Source organism: Nonomuraea sp. NPDC003201 (genome assembly GCF_053590415.1).
Window position 1 is genome coordinate 1 of sequence record NZ_JBSFTC010000045.1, and the last position, 20,028, is coordinate 20,028.

At 69.6% G+C, this 20,028-nt stretch carries 18 protein-coding genes; 7 read left to right on the forward strand and 11 right to left on the reverse strand.

The window, feature by feature from the left end:
* The 9 genes from araB to ACWDX9_RS18910 all read right to left on the reverse strand — a co-directional run.
* The coding region (gene araB / locus ACWDX9_RS18870) for a ribulokinase (RefSeq protein ID WP_449955486.1) at positions 1–1,722 on the reverse strand (1,722 nt) is incomplete at its 3' end.
* A 58-nt stretch (positions 1,723–1,780) separates the two neighbouring features.
* Complete coding sequence (locus ACWDX9_RS18875) at positions 1,781–2,764, reverse strand: LacI family DNA-binding transcriptional regulator (RefSeq protein ID WP_449955489.1); 984 nt, start codon at positions 2,762–2,764, stop codon at positions 1,781–1,783.
* Positions 2,765–2,828: 64 nt separating this feature from the next.
* The gene (gene mmsB, locus ACWDX9_RS18880) at positions 2,829–4,088 is read right to left on the reverse strand and encodes a multiple monosaccharide ABC transporter permease (RefSeq protein WP_449955363.1); all 1,260 of its coding nucleotides are present in this window, start codon (positions 4,086–4,088) and stop codon (positions 2,829–2,831) included.
* A complete protein-coding gene (gene mmsA / locus ACWDX9_RS18885; protein ID WP_350741732.1) occupies positions 4,085–5,617 on the reverse strand; it encodes a multiple monosaccharide ABC transporter ATP-binding protein in 1,533 nt (510 codons plus the stop codon). Before mmsA ends, mmsB begins: the two co-directional genes overlap by 4 nt.
* A gap of 59 nt (positions 5,618–5,676) precedes the next feature.
* On the reverse strand, positions 5,677–6,792 hold the full coding sequence (chvE, locus tag ACWDX9_RS18890; RefSeq protein ID WP_363966434.1) for a multiple monosaccharide ABC transporter substrate-binding protein: 1,116 nt from the start codon (positions 6,790–6,792) through the stop codon (positions 5,677–5,679).
* 193 nt (positions 6,793–6,985) lie between these two features.
* On the reverse strand, positions 6,986–7,969 hold the full coding sequence (gene yjfF / locus ACWDX9_RS18895) for a galactofuranose ABC transporter, permease protein YjfF (protein ID WP_185078126.1): 984 nt from the start codon (positions 7,967–7,969) through the stop codon (positions 6,986–6,988).
* Positions 7,966–8,979, reverse strand: coding sequence for an ABC transporter permease (locus ACWDX9_RS18900; RefSeq protein ID WP_355204847.1), 1,014 nt, complete (start codon positions 8,977–8,979; stop codon positions 7,966–7,968). Before ACWDX9_RS18900 ends, yjfF begins: the two co-directional genes overlap by 4 nt.
* Positions 8,976–10,487: a sugar ABC transporter ATP-binding protein gene (locus tag ACWDX9_RS18905; protein WP_449955367.1), complete on the reverse strand. Its 1,512-nt coding sequence runs from the start codon at positions 10,485–10,487 to the stop codon at positions 8,976–8,978. Before ACWDX9_RS18905 ends, ACWDX9_RS18900 begins: the two co-directional genes overlap by 4 nt.
* Before the next feature lie 265 nt (positions 10,488–10,752).
* Complete coding sequence (locus ACWDX9_RS18910; RefSeq protein ID WP_350741722.1) at positions 10,753–11,724, reverse strand: ABC transporter substrate-binding protein; 972 nt, start codon at positions 11,722–11,724, stop codon at positions 10,753–10,755.
* A 336-nt stretch (positions 11,725–12,060) separates the two neighbouring features.
* Here ACWDX9_RS18910 and ACWDX9_RS18915 point away from each other — a divergent pair, with 336 nt between their 5' ends.
* From ACWDX9_RS18915 to ACWDX9_RS18925, 3 genes are read left to right on the forward strand one after another with little or no spacing between them, the layout of a single operon-like run.
* Positions 12,061–12,690, forward strand: a complete 630-nt coding sequence (locus ACWDX9_RS18915) for a beta-xylosidase family glycoside hydrolase (RefSeq protein ID WP_449955370.1) — start codon at positions 12,061–12,063, stop codon at positions 12,688–12,690.
* Between the two features lie 39 nt (positions 12,691–12,729).
* Positions 12,730–14,115: an RNA-guided endonuclease InsQ/TnpB family protein gene (locus tag ACWDX9_RS18920; RefSeq protein ID WP_449955373.1), complete on the forward strand. Its 1,386-nt coding sequence runs from the start codon at positions 12,730–12,732 to the stop codon at positions 14,113–14,115.
* A gap of 57 nt (positions 14,116–14,172) precedes the next feature.
* Positions 14,173–14,379 (forward strand): alpha-L-arabinofuranosidase C-terminal domain-containing protein, encoded by a 207-nt coding sequence (locus ACWDX9_RS18925; protein ID WP_449955376.1) that lies wholly within the window; start codon positions 14,173–14,175, stop codon positions 14,377–14,379.
* 39 nt (positions 14,380–14,418) lie between these two features.
* On the opposite strand, the gene ACWDX9_RS18930 is transcribed toward ACWDX9_RS18925, so the two are convergent.
* Positions 14,419–15,192: a metallophosphoesterase gene (locus tag ACWDX9_RS18930; RefSeq protein WP_449955379.1), complete on the reverse strand. Its 774-nt coding sequence runs from the start codon at positions 15,190–15,192 to the stop codon at positions 14,419–14,421.
* Between the two features lie 78 nt (positions 15,193–15,270).
* Between ACWDX9_RS18930 and pdxR the strand changes: the two genes are divergently transcribed.
* The 3 genes from pdxR (at position 15,271) to ACWDX9_RS18945 (ending at position 18,581) form a co-directional block, all read left to right on the forward strand.
* The gene (gene pdxR / locus ACWDX9_RS18935; protein ID WP_449955382.1) at positions 15,271–16,761 is read left to right on the forward strand and encodes a MocR-like pyridoxine biosynthesis transcription factor PdxR; all 1,491 of its coding nucleotides are present in this window, start codon (positions 15,271–15,273) and stop codon (positions 16,759–16,761) included.
* A gap of 51 nt (positions 16,762–16,812) precedes the next feature.
* Complete coding sequence (locus ACWDX9_RS18940) at positions 16,813–17,016, forward strand: DUF4236 domain-containing protein (protein ID WP_355204864.1); 204 nt, start codon at positions 16,813–16,815, stop codon at positions 17,014–17,016.
* Between the two features lie 101 nt (positions 17,017–17,117).
* Positions 17,118–18,581, forward strand: a complete 1,464-nt coding sequence (locus tag ACWDX9_RS18945) for a pyridoxal-dependent decarboxylase (protein ID WP_449955385.1) — start codon at positions 17,118–17,120, stop codon at positions 18,579–18,581.
* Positions 18,582–18,600: 19 nt separating this feature from the next.
* Here the strand turns inward: ACWDX9_RS18945 and ACWDX9_RS18950 are convergent, their stop codons facing one another.
* Positions 18,601–19,545, reverse strand: coding sequence for a helix-turn-helix transcriptional regulator (locus tag ACWDX9_RS18950; RefSeq protein ID WP_449955387.1), 945 nt, complete (start codon positions 19,543–19,545; stop codon positions 18,601–18,603).
* A gap of 90 nt (positions 19,546–19,635) precedes the next feature.
* Between ACWDX9_RS18950 and ACWDX9_RS18955 the strand changes: the two genes are divergently transcribed.
* Positions 19,636–20,025, forward strand: coding sequence for a VOC family protein (locus ACWDX9_RS18955; RefSeq protein ID WP_449955391.1), 390 nt, complete (start codon positions 19,636–19,638; stop codon positions 20,023–20,025).
* Positions 20,026–20,028 lie beyond the last annotated feature (3 nt).

A 20,028-nucleotide genomic window follows, 5' to 3' on the forward strand; every position in this document is an offset into this window, starting at 1 on the left:
CCACTCCGCGGAGGCGGGCTCGGTCGCTCCGGAGCCGCCGCCTTCCCTCGTCGCTATGGTCGCTTCGCTCCCGCCGCTCCTCAGTCCAGGCGGCGGCGCTCCCTCGCGGGCCTCGTTCCTGATCGCGCGGAGGGTGTGCAGCATCTTCCCGTCCCCGAAGAAGTCGTGGAGCCTGTGGTACTCGGCGTAGAGCCGGTCGTAGGCGTCGGCACTGGCCTCGTCGGGCACGTACGCGGCCTCGGTGCGCTTGCCCATGGCCGCGGCGGCCTCCTGGATGCCCGGGTAGGCGCCGGCGGCGACGGCCGCGTGGATGGCCGAGCCGAGCGCGGGGCCCTGGTCGGAGCCGATGACCGACAGCGGGCGGCGCAGCACGTCGGCGTAGACCTGCATGAGGAAGCGGTTCTTCAGCAGGCCTCCGGCGACCACGAACTCCTCGACCGGCACGCCCGACTTCTCGAACGTCTCCACGATCATCCGGGCGCCGAACGCGGTGGACTCGATGAGCGCCCGGTAGACGTCCTCGGGCTTGGTGGCCAGCGTCTGGCCGATGATCACGCCGGAGAGGTTGTGGTCCACGAGCACCGAGCGGTTGCCGCCGAACCAGTCGAGCGCGACCAGGCCGTGCTCGCCGACCGCCTGCTTCTCGGCCAGCGCGGTCAGGCTCTCGTGGTCGAGGTCGCCCCCGAAGTTGTCCACGAACCAGGCGAAGATGTCGCCGACCGCGGACTGGCCGGCCTCGTAGCCCCAGAGGCCGGGCACGATGCCGTCGCGTACGACGCCGCACATGCCGGGCACCTCGGCCAGCTGGTCGCTGGGCATGATGTGGCAGGTGGAGGTGCCCATGATGGCCACCATCTGGCCGGGCCTGACGGCGTCGGCGGCGGCCGAGGTGACGTGCGCGTCCACGTTGCCGACGGCCACGGCGGCGCCCTCGGACAGGCCGGTCCACTGCGCGGCCTGCGCGGTCAGGCGCCCGGCGAGGCCGCCGAGCGGGGCCAGCGTGGTGCCGTTGACCTGGTCGCCGACCTGACCGGTGGCGAGCTTGCTCGCGAACCCGGCGAATCCGGGGTTGAGCTCGGCGAGGAACTCCTCGGACGGGTAGGAGCCGTCCTGGAAGATCCCCTTGTATCCCACAGTGCAGATGTTGCGGCTCTCGACGCCGGTGAGCTGCCAGATGATCCAGTCGGCGGCCTCGATCCAGCGCTCGGCCCTGGCGTACACCTCGGGGGCCTCCTCCAGGACCTGCAGGCCCTTGGCGAACTCCCACTCCGAGGAGATCTTGCCCCCGTAGCGCGGCAGCCAGCTCTCCCCCCGGCGCGCGGCCAGCTCGTTGATCCGGTCGGCGTGCGACTGCGCGGCGTGGTGCTTCCACAGCTTCGGCCACGCATGCGGCTCGGACGGGGTCTCGACGCACAGCGGCGTGCCGTCCGCCGTCGTGGGCAGCACGGTGCAGGCGGTGAAGTCGGTGCCGATGCCGATGATCTGCTCGGGCGCGACGCCCGAGGCGGCGACCGCCTGGGGTACGGCGATCTTCAGCACGTCGATCCAGTCCTGCGGCGACTGCAGCGCCCAGTCCGGGCCCAGCCTCTCGTCGGATCCCGGCAGGCTGTGCTCGATGACGCGGTGGGCGTACTCGTGGACGGCGCTGCCCAGCTCCGCGCCGTCACTCACGCGGACGACGACGGCACGCCCCGAGAGCGTGCCGAAGTCGACTCCGACCACGTAACTGTTAGCGTTCACATTCCACTCCAGGGGATTTTTTCTGTGGCCTGCACATCATCTACCGCCGAGCCGAGGTACTCGACCTCACGACGAAGCTGGGAGGGACGACCAGGCGCTCGTACGCGGTGGGCCCGGCGTCGATCTGGCGCAGCAGCACCTCGATGCAGTGCCTGCCCACCACGTCGAAGTCCTGCCTGACCGTGGTGAGCGGCGGCGAGAAGAACTCCGACTCGGGGATGTCGTCGAAGCCCACCACGCTGATCTGGTCGGGCACCCGCACGCCCGCCTCGCTGAGCGCGCGCAGCACGCCGAGCGCCATCTGGTCGTTGCCGGCGAACACGGCCGTGACGCCCTCCATCGCCGCCAGGCTCTTGCCGGCCTCGTAGCCGGCGCGCGGGCTCCAGTCGCCGGCCAGCGGCTCGGGCACCGGACGGCCCGCCTCCTCCAGGGCCGCGCGCCAGCCCTCGATCCGGCCCTCGGTCTCCAGCCAGTCGGCGGCGCCGCTGACGTGCCAGACGGTCTCGTGGCCCAGCTCCAGGAGGTGGCGGGTGGCGAGCCTGGCGCCCTGCACCTGGTCGATGCAGACCACCGACACGTCGGCGGCGTGAGTGCCCTCGACCGCGACCGCCGGCATGCCGCTCGGCAGGTTCTCCAGTGCGCGCCCGGCCGAGCGCTGCGGCGCGACCACCACGACCCCGTCCACGCCCTGCTCGGCGAGGTAGTCGATGGCGTCGCGCACGCTGGCCGCGTCGATCGACTTCAGGCTGACGATGCTCACGAAGTAGCCCGCGGTCCTGGCCGCCTGCTCGATGCCGTAGATCGTGCTGGCCGGGCCGTACAGCGTGGTGTCGAAGCTCACCACGCCGAGCGTCCTCGACCGCTTGGTGACCAGGGCGCGGGCGACCAGGTTACGTCGGTAGCCCAGCCGGGTGATCGCCTCCTCCACCCGGGCGCGGGTGTCCGCCCGGACGTTCGGGTGGTCGTTGAGCACCCGGGAGACCGTCTGGTGCGACACGCCCGCCTCCTTGGCCACATCGGCCATGACCGGCAGGCGGCGCTTGGGGGTCGTCACGGTCTCTCCTTTCGCTGGGCTCAGGGGATCTTAACTAACGCGCGGCACCTGCCCTGCGCTTGGTCCACACGTCGAACGCGACGGCCGCCAGCAGGACCGCTCCCTTGACGAGCATGACCCGCTCGCTGGGCGAGCCGATCAGGGACATGCCGTTGTTGATGACCGCCATGATCAGACCGCCGGTGATGGCGCCGACCACCTTGCCGACGCCGCCCTGGACGGCCGCGCCGCCGATGAAGGCCGCGGCGATGGCGTCCAGCTCGAAGCTGTTACCGGCGGTGGGACCCGCCTGGTTGAGCCGGCCGGCGAAGATGATGCCGGCGATGGCCGACAGCACGCCCATGTTGACGAAGATCCAGAAGACCACCGACTTGACCTTCACGCCGGACATGACCGCCGCCTGGAGGTTGCCGCCGATGGCGTAGATCTGCCGGCCGAAGACCGTGCGGTTGGCCATCAGCGAGTAGCCGAGCACGAGCACCGCCAGCAGCACCAGCACCCACGGGAGGTTCTTGAAGCGGGCGAGCTGCACGACCAGGAAGAGGATCAGCGCGGCCCCCGCCGCCAGCTTCAGCACGAACAGCGCCATCGGCTCCACGGCCTGCCCGTAGCCCTGGCGCGCGTTGCGGGTGCGCCACTGGGCGACCGCCATGCCGGCGATGGCCACGATGCCGATCAGCAGGCTGAACAGGTCGGCGCCGCCGAGCGGGCCGAGGCCGACGTTCTTGAGGTAGCCGTTGGTGAAGCCGTTGGCCAGCGTGCGGACCTGGTCGGGGAACGGGCCGATGCCCTGGTTGCCCAGCACGGTCAGGGTCAGCGCCCTGAACAGCAGCATGCCGGCCAGCGTCACGATGAACGCCGGGATGCCGAAGTACGCGATCCAGTAGCCCTGCCAGGCCCCGATCAGCGCCCCGGCCACCAGCGTGACGAGCAGGGCCAGCGGCCAGGGCCAGCCCATGTTCACCATGAGCACGGCCGCCAGGGCTCCCGTGACGGCCACCACCGAGCCGACCGACAGGTCGATGTGCCCGGCGATGATGATCAGGATCATGCCGATCGCGAGGATCAGGACGTAGGAGTTCTGGACGATGATGTTGGAGATGTTCTGCGGCGTGAGCATCGCGCCGTCGGTCAGCACCGAGAACAGCACGACGATCAGCGCGAAGGCGATGTAGATGCCGCTGGATCGCAGGTTGAGCGACACTCCGCCGAGCGACACCCTGCCCGGCTGCCGTGGAGCTCCTCCGTCGCCCTTGGCGCCGACCTCCACGTCGGTGGGCGTGATGCTACTCATTTTTCCTGTCCCTTGGTCATCAGGTACATGAGGTGTTCCTGGGTGGCCTCCTGGCGCGGCACCTCGCCGGTGATCCGGCCCTCGGAGAGGGTGTAGACGCGGTCGCACAGACCGAGCAGCTCGGGCAGCTCAGAGGAGATCACGAGCACGGCCTTGCCCTGGTCGGCCAGCCGGTTGATGATCGTGTAGATCTCGTACTTGGCGCCCACGTCGATGCCTCTGGTGGGCTCGTCGAGGATGAGCACGTCCGGCTCGGTCAGGATCCACTTGGAGAGCACGACCTTCTGCTGGTTGCCGCCGCTCAGCTTGCCCACGATGCTGTTGACCGTGGGCGCCTTGATGTTCATGCTCTTGTGGAACTGCTCGGCGACCTTGTACTCCTCGTTCTCGTTGACCCAGCCGCGCTTGGACAGCCCGGTGAGCCCGGCCGCCGAGATGTTGCGCTTGATGTCCTCGATGAGGTTGAGGCCGTACCGCTTGCGGTCCTCGGTGGCGTAGGCGATGCCGTGCTTGATCGCGTCCTGCACGTTGCGGATCTCGATCGGCTTGCCGTCCTTGAAGATCTTGCCGGAGATGTGCACCCCGTACGCGCGCCCGAACACGCTCATCGCCAGCTCGGTGCGCCCGGCGCCCATCAGCCCCGCGAGGCCGACGATCTCGCCCCGGCGCAGCGTGAGGGCGGCGCCGTCGACCACCTTCCGGCCCGGTTGGCTGGGGCTGTAGACCGTCCAGTCCTCGATGCGCAGCACCTCGTCGCCGATGGTCGGCTCGTGCGGCGGGAAGCGGTTGTCGAGCGCCCGGCCGACCATGCCGGCGATGATGCGGTCCTCGGTGACGTCGTCGGTGGCCATGTCGAGGGTCTCGATCGTCTGCCCGTCGCGGATGATCGTGACGGAGTCGGCGATGGCGGTGACCTCGTTCAGCTTGTGAGAGATGATCACGCAGGTGATGCCCTCGTCCCGCAGGCCGCGCAGCAGGTCGAGCAGGTGGGCCGAGTCGTCGTCGTTGAGGGCGGCGGTCGGCTCGTCGAGGATGAGCAGCTTCACCTCCTTCGAGAGCGCCTTGGCGATCTCGACGAGCTGCTGCTTGCCCACGCCGATGTCGGCGATCGGCGTCGTCGGGTTCTCACGCAGGCCGACCCGCTTCATCAGCTCGCCGGCCTCGTAGTTGGTGCGGTTCCAGTCGATGAAGCCGCGCTTGGCGCGCTCGTTGCCGAGGAAGATGTTCTCGGCGATCGACAGCTGGGGGCTGAGCGCCAGCTCCTGGTGGATGATGACGATGCCGGCGTGCTCGCTGTCGCGGATGCCGCCGAACTCGACCGTCCTGCCCTCGAAGGTGATCTCGCCCTCGTACTCGCCGTGCGGGTAGACCCCGGAAAGCACCTTCATCAGCGTCGACTTGCCGGCGCCGTTCTCGCCGCAGATGGCGTGGATCTCGCCCCGCCGGACGGACAGGTTGACGTTCTGCAGCGCCTTGACGCCGGGGAAGGTCTTGGTGATCCCGCTCATCCGCAAGATGTGCTCGGTCATATTTCCCTCGCTCAGAGAGGAAGCCCCGGGGACCCCTGGGGTCCCCGGGGCTCTGGCCCTTACTTGAGCTGGTCCTCGGTGTAGTAGTTGCCGCCGATGATGACTTCCTTGTAGTTGCTCTTGTCCACGATCACCGGGTCGAGCAGGTACGACGGGACGACCTTGTTGCCGTTGTCGTAGTCCTTCTCGTTGTTGACCTCGGGCTTCTGGCCCTTGAGCACGGAGTCGGCCATCTTCACCGTCTGCTCGGCGAGCTTGCGGGTGTCCTTGAAGATGGTGGAGTACTGCTCACCGGCGATGATCGACTTCACCGACGCGAGCTCGGCGTCCTGGCCGGTCACGATCGGGTACGGCTGGCCGCTGGTGCCGTAGCCGGAGCTCTTGAGCGCCGACAGGATGCCGATCGACAGACCGTCGTACGGCGACAGCACGCCGTCCACCTTCTTGCCGCCGTAGGTCTTGGTGAGGATGTCCTCCATGCGCTTCTGCGCCGTGGCGGGGTCCCACCGCAGGATGGCGGCCTGCTTGAAGTCGGTCTGACCGCTCGCGATCTTCAGGGTGCCGTCGTCGATCTTCGGCTTGAGCACCGACATGGCGCCGTTCCAGAAGAACGTGGCGTTGTTGTCGTCGGGCGAGCCGCCGAACAGCTCGACGTTGAACGGGCCCTTCTTGCCGTCCTCGACGCCGAGGCCCTTGAGCAGCGAGGTCGCCTGCTGCACGCCGACCTTGAAGTTGTCGAACGTGGCGTAGTAGTCGACGTTCGGGCTGTTGCGGATCAGACGGTCATAGGCGATGACCGGGATCTTGTTGTCGGCGGCCTGCTGGAGCTGGGAGGTGATGGCGGTGCCGTCGATCGAGGCGATGATCAGGAGCTTGGCGCCCTTGGTGATCTGGTTCTCGATCTGGTTGGCCTGCGTCGGGATGTCGTTCTCCGCGTACTGGAGGTCGACCTTGTAGCCCAGCTTCTCCAGCTGCTGCTTGACGTTGTCGCCGTCGTGGATCCAGCGCTCCGACGACTTCGTGGGCATGGTGACGCCGATCAGGGCGCCCCCGCTTCCGGCGGAGGCCGAGGCGGAAGCCTGGGCGTCGACGGTCTTCGTGCTCGACCCGCAGGCCGTCATCGTCGCGGCGAGCGCGATGACGGATACCACGCCCCCGATTCGTCCCAACCTCATGTCATCTCCTTGCGATGGGGGTCCGGCAGCGCTGGACGCGGCGGCTGCCGGTAGAGCGAGGGATTCGATTACACAAAGTAACGAATCAGAACAAAATTCTCGTTCGCTTCCGCCGATTGTTATCGCTAACAACGCTCGTGTCAACGGGCGCGCATAACCTACCGGAAACTTTCGAGTAACTTTCCCCAGCAGGTCAGCGCCTCGATCGGGCCGAAAACAGGCGCTGCAGCAAGATGAAGACGAAGAGCAACATTCCGATGAAGATCTTGGTCCACCATGAGGACAGTGTCCCCTCGAAACTGATGATCGTCTGGATCAGGCCCAGCACGAGCACCCCGAGGACGGTGCCCAGCAGGAAGCCGCTGCCGCCGGTCAGCAGGGTGCCGCCGATGACGACCGCCGCGATCGCGTCCAGCTCCATGCCCACGGCGTGCAGCCCGTAACCGGAGAGCATGTAGAACGACAGCAGCACGCCGCCCAGCGCCGAGCAGAACCCGCTGATCGTGTAGACCGCGATCTTCGTCCGGCCCACGGGCAGCCCCATCAGCAGCGCGGACTGCTCGCTGCCGCCGGTCGCGTACACCGCGCGGCCGAGGCGGGTGTAGTGCAGCACGTACGCCGCCACCAGCACGACCACCACGGCGACGATCACACTGGGTGATATCCACATGTCGGCGAACAGGTCGATCCTCGCCTGCGCGAACGCCGTGAAGGTGGGATCGTTGATCGGGATCGAGTCCGTGCCGATCGTGTAACACAGCCCCCGCGCCAGGAACATGCCCGCCAGCGTCACGATGAACGGCTGGATGTCGAAGGCGTGCACGATGTACCCCATCACCAGCCCCAGCCCCGACCCGATGACCAGCACCAGCGGGATCACCAGGTACGGCGGCCACCCGGGCCCCGCCATGAGGCTGGCCGAGATCATCGTGGACAGCGCCACCACCGACCCCACCGACAGGTCGATGCCCCCGGTCAGGATCACGAACGTCATCCCGACGGCCACCACCAGCAGGAAGGCGTTGTCGATGAAGACGTTGAGCACCACCTGCCCGCTGGCGAACCCCTCGTAGCGGATCCCGCCGACCACGAACATGGCCAGGAACAGGCACCCGGTCACGAGGACCGGCAAATACTTGGCGGGCACGCTCGCCCGCCCGATCGTCAGCGTGCTCATGTGGTCACTCGCACCTTCTCCTCGGCCACCGGACCGGCGGGCGCGGCGCGGCCGCGTCTGCGGAACGCCTTCTCGCGGAAGGACGGGGACTGGATGAGGCAGACCGCCGTCACGACCAGCGCCTTGAACAGCAGCGTGGTCTCCGGTGGCACGCCGATCGAGTAGATCGTCGTGGTCAGGGTCTGGATGATCAGCGCGCCCAGCACGGTGCCGCCGAGCGAGAACCGGCCGCCGGACAGCGACGTGCCACCGATCACGACGGCCAGGATGGCGTCCAGCTCGATCCACAGGCCGGCGTTGTTGCCGTCGGCGCTGGAGACGTTCGAGCTGATCATCAGCCCGGCCACGCCCGCGCACAGGGCGGCGAACGCGTACACCATGATGATGATCCCGCGCGCCCTGATGCCCGCCAGCCGGCTGGCCTCGGCGTTGCCGCCGACCGACTCGATCAGCATGCCCAGCGCCAGCCGCCGGGTGAGGAACGCCGTGATCGCCAGCACGCCGAGCACGATGATGATGCCGAACGGCACGGTCAGCCAGTAGCCGCCGCCGATCACCTTGTACGCCGGGCTGTTGACGGTGATGATCTGCCCGTCCGTGATGAGCTGGGCCAGGCCGCGCCCGGCCACCATGAGGATGAGCGTGGCGATGATCGGCTGGATGCCGACGGTCGCGACCAGGAACCCGTTCCAGGCGCCCAGCACCAGGCAGAGCCCGAGCGCGGCCGCCACGGCGGTGAACACGCTCGCGTCCTCGCTGATCTGCAGGCAGGCCAGCGCCCCCGAGATCGCCACCACCGAGCCCACCGACAGGTCGATGCCGCCGGTGGCGATGACCAGCGTCATCCCGAGCGAGACCAGGATCAGCGGGGCGCCGAAGCGCAGGATGTCGATCAGGCTCCCGTACAGGTGGCCTTCCCTGACCTGGATCGAGAAGAAGCTGGGTGTGAAGAACACGTTCAGCGCCAGCAGCAGTACGAGGACCACCACCGGCCAGAGCAGCCGTCTCATGAGGCCCGGCCTCCGCTCGCGATCGTTTCCATGAGCACGTCCGTGGTGAGCTCGTCGTCGTTGGGCAGCTCGGCCACCAGCCGCCGGTCGCGCAGCACCTCGACCTTGTGGCTGAGCCGCAGCACCTCCTCCAGCTCGGCCGAGATGAACAGCACCGCCATGCCGCCGTCGGACAGCTCGGCCACCAGGCGCTGGATCTCGGTCTTCGCCCCGACGTCGATGCCCCGGGTGGGCTCGTCCAGGATGAGCAGGCGCGGCTCGAGGATGAGCCATCTGGCCAGCACGACCTTCTGCTGGTTGCCGCCGCTGAGGTTGCGTACGAGGTGCTCGGGGTTGGGCGGGTTGATCTTCAGGGCCTTGACGTACCTGCCGACCAGCTCGTCCTGCTGCTCGCGCGGCACCGGCCTGGTCCAGCCCCTGGTGGCCTGGAGGGCGAGGATGATGTTCTCGCGCACGGTCAGGTCGGGGATGAGGCCGTCGGCCTTGCGGTTCTCGGAGCAGAACGCGATCTTGTGGTTCATGGCCGCGCGGGGCGTGCGCAACGACGCCGGGGTCCCGCCGACCGCGATCTCGCCCGTGCCCGCGTGGTCGGCGCCGAACAGCAGCCGCGCGATCTCCGTACGGCCGGAGCCGAGCAGCCCGGCCAGGCCCACCACCTCGCCCTCGTGGATCGTGAGCGTGAACGGCTCTATGGCTCCCGGCCGGCCCAGCTCGCGCGCCTCGACCAGCGGCCGGTCGAAGACCTTGGCCTCGCCGTGCAGCCGCTCCAGCGCGGCCAGCTCCTGGCCGATCATCTTGGCGACCAGCTCGACCTGCGGGAGCCGATCGGTGAGGTACTCGCCGACGAGCCTGCCGTTGCGCAGGATCGTCATGCGGTCCGAGATCTCGTAGATCTGGTCGAGGAAGTGGGAGACGAAGAGGATGGCGATGCCCTCCTCCTTCAGCCTCCTCATCACCCGGAAGAGCTGCTCGACCTCGTCGGCGTCCAGGCTGGAGGTGGGCTCGTCCAGGATGAGCACCCTCGCCTCGATGTCGATCGCCCGCGCGATGGCCACCATCTGCTGGACGGCCAGCGAGTACGTCGACAGCGGCGCCGACACGTCCACGCTCAGCTCCAGCCGGGACAGCAGCTCGGCGGCCCTGGCGCGCATCCGTTTCCAGTCGATGCGACCCCTTCTCCGGGGCTCGCGGCCGATGAAGATGTTCTCGGCCACCGAGAGGTTCGTGCAGAGGTTGACCTCCTGGTAGACCGTGCTGATGCCGGCCTGCTGCGCCTCCAGGGGGCTGCCGAACGCGACGGGCGCGCCGCCCAGCTCGATGGTGCCCGCGTCGGCGGGGTGGACGCCGGTGAGCACCTTGATCAGGGTGGACTTGCCCGCGCCGTTCTCTCCCATGAGCGCGTGCACCTCGCCCGGTAGCAGCCGCAGGTCGACGCCGTCCAGGGCCTTCACGCCAGGGAACTGCTTGCCGATCCCGCTCATCGTCAGGACCGGCGCGGGTGTGACCATGTCTCTCCTCATATGGCAGGGAAACCGCCGCCTTGCCTCGTCACTACGCCTCCCCGGCGCCCCGGTCCAGGGCCCGGGGGAGTTCAGAAGGACGGCCGCGCCCCGCACTCCGGCTGGTGGAAAGCCCAGGACCCCGGCTGGAGTACGGGGGCGCCGTCGCCTCTCCCCATCTCAGGACCCGAGCCGGAGTACGGGGGCGCTTTCGCCCCTCCCTCATCCCAAGGGACCCCGGCCGGAGTACGAAGGCGCGCGACCGGCAGGCGGGTCAGTACTGGCGGGAGGACAGGACCTGCTTGGCCTGCTCCTGCGTGAACGTGGTCTCCTCGGTCACCACCCGGGCCGGCACCTGCTCACCCTTGACGACCTTCTTGGCCAGGTCCATGAGCTGCGGGCCGAGCAGCGGCGAGCACTCGACGATGTAGTTGATCTTCCCGTCGGCGAGCGCCTGCATGCCGTCCTTGACGGCGTCCACGGTGATGATCTTGATGTCCTTGCCGGGCACCTTGCCCGCGCCCTCGATGGCCTCGATCGCGCCCAGGCCCATGTCGTCGTTGTGGGCGTAGAGGACGTCGATGTCCGGGTTCGACTTCAGGAAGGCCTCCATGACCTCCTTGCCCTTGGCCCTGGTGAAGTCACCGGTCTGCGAGGCGATGATCTTGAACTTGGGATCTGCCCCGATGACCCCCTGGAAGCCGGACTTGCGGTCGTTGGCCGGGGCCGAGCCCGTCGTGCCCTGCAGCTCGACGATGTTCACCGGGTCCTTGGCGTCCTTGTACTCGTTCACCAGCCACTGGCCGGCCTTCTTGCCCTCTTCGACGAAGTCCGAGCCGAGGAAGGTCTTGTAGAGGGAGGTGTCCTTGGAGTCCACGGCGCGGTCGGTCAGGATGACCGGGATCTTCGCGTCCTTGGCCTCCTTGAGCACCGTGTCCCAGCCGGACTCCACCACCGGCGAGAAGGCGATGATGTCCACCTTCTGCTGGATGTAGGAGCGGATGGCCTTGATCTGGTTCTCCTGCTTCTGCTGGGCGTCGGAGAACTTGAGCGTGATGCCCGCGGTCTTGGCCGAGTCCTGCACGGACTTGGTGTTCGCGGTGCGCCACCCGCTCTCCGCGCCCACCTGGGAGAAGCCCATGGTGATCGAGCCGCCGCCACCGCCGCCGCCACCGCCGCTGCCGCAGGCGGTCATGGACATCGCGGTCAGACCGGCGAGAACTAAAGCCGAGATCCTCTTCAACACGTGGGGGTTCCCTTCTCATGTGAGCGCTAACATCCCAATGCGGGACGCCGGCGCCTTCCTGCCTTGCGCAACGGCCTACGCACCGGCCACACCGGTCCCCGAGGGCGTCGCCGACGCCTACTTTTCGATGTGCTGAGGATGCTTGAAGTGCTTGGTGAGCTCGCCCCGACTGTGAACGTTAACAACCGGTCTCGTCAAGGGGCCGCCTGATTACGGTCGGATCACATGGGCTGGGCCTTGACGAGGGTCTGGGCCATTCCTTAACTTGTCGCGGATCGCCGTTGTTAACGCTCACTTGCCTTGTTAACGCTAACAACCTTGAGGAGCCCCCCACTCATGACGCGAATCGCCTTATCCGCCCTGCTCCTGGCGGCCTCGCTGGTGGCGCCACCGCCGGCGACCGCGGCGGCCTCGCTTGCCGAGACCATCCCGGACGGCGCCGTGGTCGACCAGTTCGACGGCACCACGCTCGGCGAGGACTGGACGGTGTTGTCGCCGGACAGCTCCCGCTGGTCGCTGTCGGGCGGCGCGCTGCGCGTGGAGAGCCTGACCGGCGACACGTACCAGGGCACCAACACCGCCAGGAACCTCGTGGACGTCCCCGCCGGCGACTTCGAGGTGGTCACCAAGCTGAGCGCCCCGGTCGCACTGGACCACCAGAGCGCGGGCCTGCTGGCCTGGCAGGACTGGGACAACTACGTACGCGCCGGGCTCGCCCACGTCGGATCCGCGGGCGGGCCGGTGATCGAGACGGACACCGAGGTCGGGGCCTCGTTCAACGCGAGCTTCGCGGCCAGGCCCGGCTCGACGTCAGCGATACCTCGCCGCAACTCCCGGCAACGTGCGTACCGGAAGGTCAAGGACTTCACCCGAAGCGCGGCGCGGAGAACTGGTCGCTCAGGACGGGCAAAGCAGGCCCGCCCTGCTTTCGAAAACATTATGGAAAACTTCGGTGACGCTAGGTAATATTTCGGTGAGTGATGGCCGCGTGACAGGAAGTGCGTAATGGCGATCCGCCGCTCCACCACCAACAAGCAGGACCTGCCGCCGGTGGCACAACCGCAGTTCGCCGCCACCCCGGCCCAGGACCCTCGCCTGGAGAAGCGGCGGTTCGCGCACCGCGCCCGGCTGGCGCTGACACCCGCCCAGGTTCGCCTTATCGACGACCAGGCGCACGCGGCCCGGGCGCTGTGGAATTTGTTGCATGAGTGGTGGACGATGCTGCCGACGTGCCGCAGGTCCCTGGCCGCGGCGGATGCTGCGATCCGGCAGGCCCGCCAGGACATCGATTGGCTCGCCGTGCTGCCCGCCCAGGCCGCGCAGGGCGTCCTCAAGACGTACTTCCAGGCGTGGAAGAACTGCTGGGAGGGCCGGGCCGAGGCGCCAACCTTCAAGGCCCGCTTCCGATCGGTAATGGCAGTGGACATCCCGCAAGGCCGCGACCTGCAGGTCACGCGGGCGCACCGCCGCTGGGGCATGGTCAATATTCCCCGGGTCGGCCGGGTCCGGTTCCGCTGGACCAAGGACCTACCCGTCGGCAAGGAAGCCGATGCCGGCAACCGGATCACCGGTGCCCGGCTGGTCAAGGACGCGCTCGGCTGGCACATCGCCTTCCGCATCCAGACCATCGCCCCCAAGTCCGAGCCCCACCAGGGGCCGGACATCGGCATCGACGCCGGCGTGGCCGTGCCGCTGGCCCTATCGGATGGCAACCATCACACCCACGAGAAATGGAAGGCCACCAAGGACAAGCCGAACGCCTGGCTAACCGACAAGGAACAGGCCACGCTGCTCGCTCTGGAGCGGCGGGCGGCCCACCGCAAGAGCTTCCGCAACCCGGGCGAGCGCACCTCGCGCCGACTGCGGGCCACCTACGACCAGATCGCGCGCCTGCGTGCAAGAGCCAAGCGCCGGACGATCGACTGGCAGCACCAGACCACCACCGAGATCGCTCGCACCTACGGCGTCATCGTGGTGGAAGATCTGCCCATCGCGAACATGACCAAGAGCGCCAAGGGCACCGTCGAGAACCCGGGGACGAACGTCGCGCAAAAGACCGGCCTGAACCGTTCCATCAGCCAGGAGGCCTGGGGCCGCACCGTGACGTTGCTGACGTACAAGGCTGCACGCTATGGCGGCGCGCTGCACAAGGTTCCCGCTCCGGGCACCTCTCTGCGCTGCTCGGCCTGCGGGTTCACCACCCCGGGCAGCCGGGAGAGCCAGGCCATGTTCGTGTGTAAGAACCCGGACTGCGGCTGGTCCGGCAATGCCGACTACAACGCCGCCCGGAACACCTTGCATCTGTATCGGATGGGCCTTGCGCTCGTCCCGGCTGCCGGGAGGGCAGTCGTCAGGCGCGCTCGCCGCGTCAAGCCCGCCACCGCAAGGTAGGAGGGAATCTCCTCCGTTCACCAGACGGATAAGGTCGTCAACGCGGAGGAAACCGCCGTGCGCAGCAGCGTGGACCTGGGCCCGGCGCGGTTCCGGCCGGTCGCCACGGTGACCACGCTGACGGGCTCGCCGTCCGACACGAACTCCCTGTCCGAGCCGGAGCGGGTGGCGCCGGTGGAGCGACAGGTGCACGGCTTCTCCTCGGCCTTCACCTACGACTTCCCCGCGCACTCGGTGACGTTCGTGCGGCTGACCGGGCGATGACGGCGCGGGCGGGCCTCCTCCTGGAGGCCCGCCCGGCGGCTACGCGACGACCCGGTAGTGCGTGGTCATCCGGCCCGTGTCGTCGAGCACGTGGAACGCGATCGCCGGCGGGAGGTCGTAGTCCGCGCAGTTGGCGAACGTCGTGCCGCCCTCCCACGGCAGCTTCAACGTGGACACGACGCCGGGGGCGGCCAGCAGCGGGCGGCCGGCGAAGGTGGTGGCGGCGCCCGTGTGGGCGTGGCCGACCAGCACGGCGGGCACGTCCGGATGCCGCCCGAGCAGCTCTTCAAGGGGCTCGGACCGGTGCAGCCTGATGCCGTCGACCACCTGGCTGTGCAGCAGCGTGGGCGGGTGGTGGAAGGCCACGAACACCGGCCGGTCCGCGCCCGCGAGCACGTCGTCCAGCCAGGCCAGCGTCTCGTCGTCCAGGTGGCCCGAGTCCTCGCCGGGGATGGAGGAGTCGCACATGGCGTAGACGGCCCTGTCCGTGCGCAGGACCTGGTTGATCGGCCCCGCGCCGCCGCTCCGGTCGCCCAGCAGGACGCGGCGGAACTGCTCCCGCACGTCGTGGTTGCCCGGGCCGACCAGGACCGGGTGGCGGGAGGAGAGCAGCTTGCGCGCCTCCTCGTACTCCTCGGGGAGGCCGTGGTCGGCGATGTCGCCGGTGACGAGCACGGCGTCGAGGTCGGCGTCGAGGTCGGCGTCGAGGTCGGCGGGGAGCGCGTCGAGGTAGCGCATGACGGAGGTGGCGCGGTCGACGCTCTGGGGCGTCGCGCCGATGTGGATGTCGCTCAGGTGAGCGATCACGATCATGTTGACGTCGTCCTTCCGGGTTCTGCCTGCTCACCTACCGTAGGCCCGGGTACCGGACCATGCGTAAGATCCGGTTCCGTGCGAAAAGATTGGGCCGGTTTCGGGGTGGACCTGCACCTGGAGGTCTCCACCGGCGGTGGGCGGCGGCGCGGGCTGGAGGAGGCGCTGCGGCAGGCGGTCCGGGACGGGCGGCTGCCGCGCGGCACGCGGCTGCCTTCGACGCGGTCGCTGGCGGCGGAGCTGGGGCTGTCGCGCGGCACGGTGAGCGCGGCCTACGACCAGCTCGTCGCCGAGGGCTACCTGGCCACCCGGCCGGGCTCGGCCACCGAGGTCGCCGACGTGTCCCCCGCCACGCCGTCCCGTCCGGAACCGCCGCCCGAGCCCTCCCCGGGGCCGGGCCGGCCGGCGTCCGAGCCCTCCCCACGGCCGGGCCGGCCGGCGTCCGAGCCCTCCCCAGGGCCGCTCCATGACCTGCGGCTGCCGGCCGGACCCTCTGCGGCGCCGCTCCATGACCTGCGGCCGGGACAGCCCGACGTGTCGGCGTTTCCGGTGCGGGCGTGGTTGCGGGCCACCCGGCACGTGCTCTCCACCGCGCCCGCCGAGGTCCTCGGCCCATGCGACCCGCGCGGCCGGATCGAGCTGCGGGCGGCGCTGGCGGGCTATCTCGCCAGGACGCGCGGGGTGATCACCACGCCGGACCTGATCGTGGTCACGACGGGGTTCGTCCAGGCGCTCAACCTGCTCGTCCAGGTGATCGACGGCCCGATCGCCACGGAGGAGCCGGGGCACGACTTCTACCGCGAGGTGCTGCGCCGTGCCGGGCGCGAGACCGTACCGCTGCCCGTGGACGGGCTGGGCGCCCAGGTGGACACGCTCACCGGCGCGACCGCGGCGGCCGTCGTCACGCCCGCGCACCAGTACCCCACGGGCGTGCCCCTGCACCCCGCCCGCCGCCGCGCGCTGCGCGAGTGGGGCGGGCTCGTCGTGGAGGACGACTACGACGGGGAGTTCCGCTACGACCGGCAGCCGGTCGGCGCGTTCCAGGGGACCGCGCCCGATCGGGTCGTGTACGTCGGCACCACCTCCGAGTCCCTCGCCCCGGCCCTGCGCCTGGGCTGGATGGCGGTGCCGCCCTCCTTGATCGGCCCCGTGGCCGAGGCCAAGCTGTACGCCGACACCCACACCGAGGTGCTCGGCCAGCTCGTGCTGGCGAGGCTGATCGAGACCCACGACTACGACCGCCACATCCGCGCCGCCCGCCTGCGCTACCGCCGCCGCCGCGAGCTGCTGCTCGCCCGGCTCGGCCCCGGGCCCGGCCAGCCGCTGCCCGGCGTCGCCCTGCCCGGGGTGGCCGCGGGGCTGCGCGCGCTCCTCCTGCTCCCGGAGAGGGGTCCCGCCGAAGGGCACCTGCTGGCCGAGTGCGAGCGCAGGGGCATCGCGCTGCGCCCCGCCTCCCCGCTCTGGCGCGGCGACGGCCCCGGCGGCCTGCTCATCGGGTACGCCGCCGGTTCCGAACGCGCCTACCCGCACGCCCTCGAAGCCCTGGCCCGAGTACTCGCCGGAACCTGACGGCGGCCCCGTCCGTTGTCAGGGTGAGCGCAGGAACGGCGAAGGAGGGACATGGGCTGGCATTACCGCAAGACCATCAAGGTGGGCCCGTTCCGGATCAACCTGTCACGTCGCGGCGTCGGCCACAGCTACGGCAACCGCCGCTTCCACGTCACGACCACTCCCGACGGCCGCCGCCACGTCTCCGTGCACCTGCCCGGCGGCTTCCACCTCGGCAAGTCGTTCGGCGGCCGGCGCCACCGCGGACATTACTGACCCAAGGCGGTCGATCGACCGCTCGACATAGACGGGCCGGAGGCGGAAAGCCTCCGGCCCGTCCCCTTTCCCGACGCCCGCCAGGCGATCAGAGTGGGCGGATGAGCGGTCACATGAGCCCCGAGGAGTTCCGCCACCACGGCAGGCAGGTCGTCGACTGGATCGCGGACTATCTCGCCGGCATCGAGTCCCATCCCGTGATGTCCCAGGTGAGCCCGGGTGACATCCGCCGCGCGCTGCCGGCCGCGGCGCCCGAGCACGGCGAGCCGTTCGAGGCCGTGCTGTCGGACCTGGGGCGGATCCTGCTGCCCGGCATCACGCACTGGCAGCATCCCGGCTTCTTCGCCTACTTCCCCTCCAACGCCAGCGGCCCGGCCATCCTGGGCGACCTGCTGTCCGGCGGGCTCGGCGTGCAGGGCATGCTCTGGGTGACCAGCCCGGCGTGCACGGAGCTGGAGACGGTGGTGGTCGACTGGCTGGCCGGGCTGCTCGGCCTGCCGGAGCATTTCCGTACGGACCGGGCGGGCGGCGGCGTCATCCAGGACTCGGCATCGAGCGCCTGCCTGGTCGCGCTGCTGGCCGCGCTGCACCGGGCGAGCGGCGGCCGGGTCGCCTCCGACGGCGTCACCCGGAGGTACACGATCTACGTGTCCTCCCAGACGCACTCGTCGCTGGAGCGGGCGGCGCGGATCACGGGGCTGGGGGCGGCGGGCGTACGGGTGGTGGACGTCGATCCCCGTACGCTGGCCATGGACCCCGGCCACCTGCGGACCCTGCTGGACCAGGACGAAGCGGACGGCGCCGTGCCGGTCATGGTGTGCGCCACCGTCGGCACCACCTCCACCACCGCCGTCGACCCGGTGCCCGCGATCGGCGAGCTGTGCCGCGAACGCGGGATCTGGCTGCACGTGGACGCGGCCTACGCCGGGGTCGCGGCGATCTGCCCCGAGCTCCGGTGGCTGAACGAGGGCGTGGCCGAGTACGCCGACTCCTACTCCACGAACCCGCACAAATGGCTGCTGACCAACTTCGACTGCACCGTGCTCTGGACGGCCGACCGCGCCCCGCTGCTCGACGCGCTGTCGGTCATGCCCGAGTTCCTCAGGAACCCCGCCACCGCGACCGGCTCCGTCGTCGACTACCGGGACTGGCAGGTGCCGCTGGGCCGGCGCTTCAGGGCGCTGAAGCTGTGGTCGGTGATCCGCTGGTACGGGGCCGAGGGGCTGCGCGCGCACATTCGCAAGGGAGTGGCGCTGGCGCAGGAGCTGGCGTCGTGGGTCTCCGCGGACCCGGGCTTCGAGGTGCACGAGCCGCACCCGCTCGGGCTCGTGTGCTTCCGCCCGGTGTGGCCGGGCCTGGCGGCGGACGAGGCGGACCGGGCCACGATGCGGCTGCTGGAGCTGCTCAACGCCGGCGGCTCCATGTACATGACGCACACCAGGATCGATGACCGGGTGGTGCTGCGGATGGCCATCGGCGGCGTGGCGACGGAGCGGCGGCACGTGGAGCAGGCGTGGGAGCAGATCCGGTGGGAGCACGCGACCCTGTCGGCCACGCTCCCCTGACGGCTCAGGCCCTCACAGCTCAGACGCGGTAGCGCTCCACGAGCTCGGACCCAATCCTGGCCAGCTGGACCCTGACCTCCTCCGGCTCCACGACCTCCACCGTCGCACCCCATCCGGCCAGCTGCTCGGCGATCGTCAACGCCATCGGCGCCGCCACGCGTGCCCTGACCCGCCCGTCCTCCTCGACGCGTTCGACCTCGCAGTGTCGCCCGAACTGGTGGCGCAGCACCGGCAGGAACCGCTCGGCGATGAGCACGGTCGCGGGCAGCAGCGAGCGCCGCCGCTCCATCTCGTCCACGACCTTCCCCCACGCCTCCGACAGCACGAACCCCTCCGGCCGCTCGAAGGTCAGCTCCGTCACCTCGGCCTCGGCGATCCGGTCCACCCGGAACGTGCGCTGCCCGGCATCGGTGCCGGCGATCAGGTACCAGACGTCGTCCTTGTCCACCAAGCCCCAGGGGTCGACGAGCCGGTGCGTACGTTCGCCGGAGCGGCCCTCGTACCCGAGCCTGACCTTGCGGCGTCGTACGGTGGCGCTCTGCAGGACCCGCACCGGCTCGGGCCGGTCGGGGTCGCGCTCGCCCCAGCCGGTGGGGTCGATCACCACGGCGTCGGCGGCGGCCTCGGCGTCGTCCCTGAACGTCTGGGGCAGCGCCCGCACCAGCTTGCGCAGCGCGGACTTGACCTCGGGCGTGGCGGCCGCGGCCGGGCCGGCCAGCAGGAACAGCGCCTCGGCCTCGTTGGCGCTGAGGCCGCTGAGGTCGGTCCTGGCGCCGCCCAGCAGGGACCAGCCGCCCCCGCGCCCGGGCTGCGGATATACCGGCACGCCCGCCGCGGACAGCGCCTCGAGGTCCCGGCGCGCGGTGGCCACGGACACTTCCAGCTCCGCGGCCAGCTCGGCCGCGGTCACCCGGCCGCGCGACTGCATGAGCAGCAGGACGGCCACAAGTCGATCGGCTCGCATGGCTGGAAATTCTCCTCCGTAAAGTGCTCATTGGATGAGCACTTTGACCGGAAGAATCATAGACATCAACCAGAAGGAAGGACCACACAGATGCTCCGCGGATTCGCCACGATCAGCTTCTACGCAGCCGACCTCGAGGCGGCCAAGGCCTGGTACGCCGAGCTGCTCGGCATCGAGCCCTACTACCAGGTGCCGGGCTACATCGAGTTCCGCGTCGGCGACCACCAGCACGAGCTGGGCATCATCGACGCCCGCTACGCCCCGGCGGGCGCGACCGACGGGCCCGCGGGCTCGATCACGTACTGGCACGTGGACGACCTGGAGGCCGCCCTCGACCGGCTCGTCGCCCTGGGGGCCAAGGAGCACCAGGGGATCAGGCAGCACGGCGAGGGGTTCGTCACCGCGTCCGTGATCGACCCGTTCGGCAACATCCTCGGCGTCATGTACAACCAGCACTACCTGGACATGCTCGCCAAGTGACCG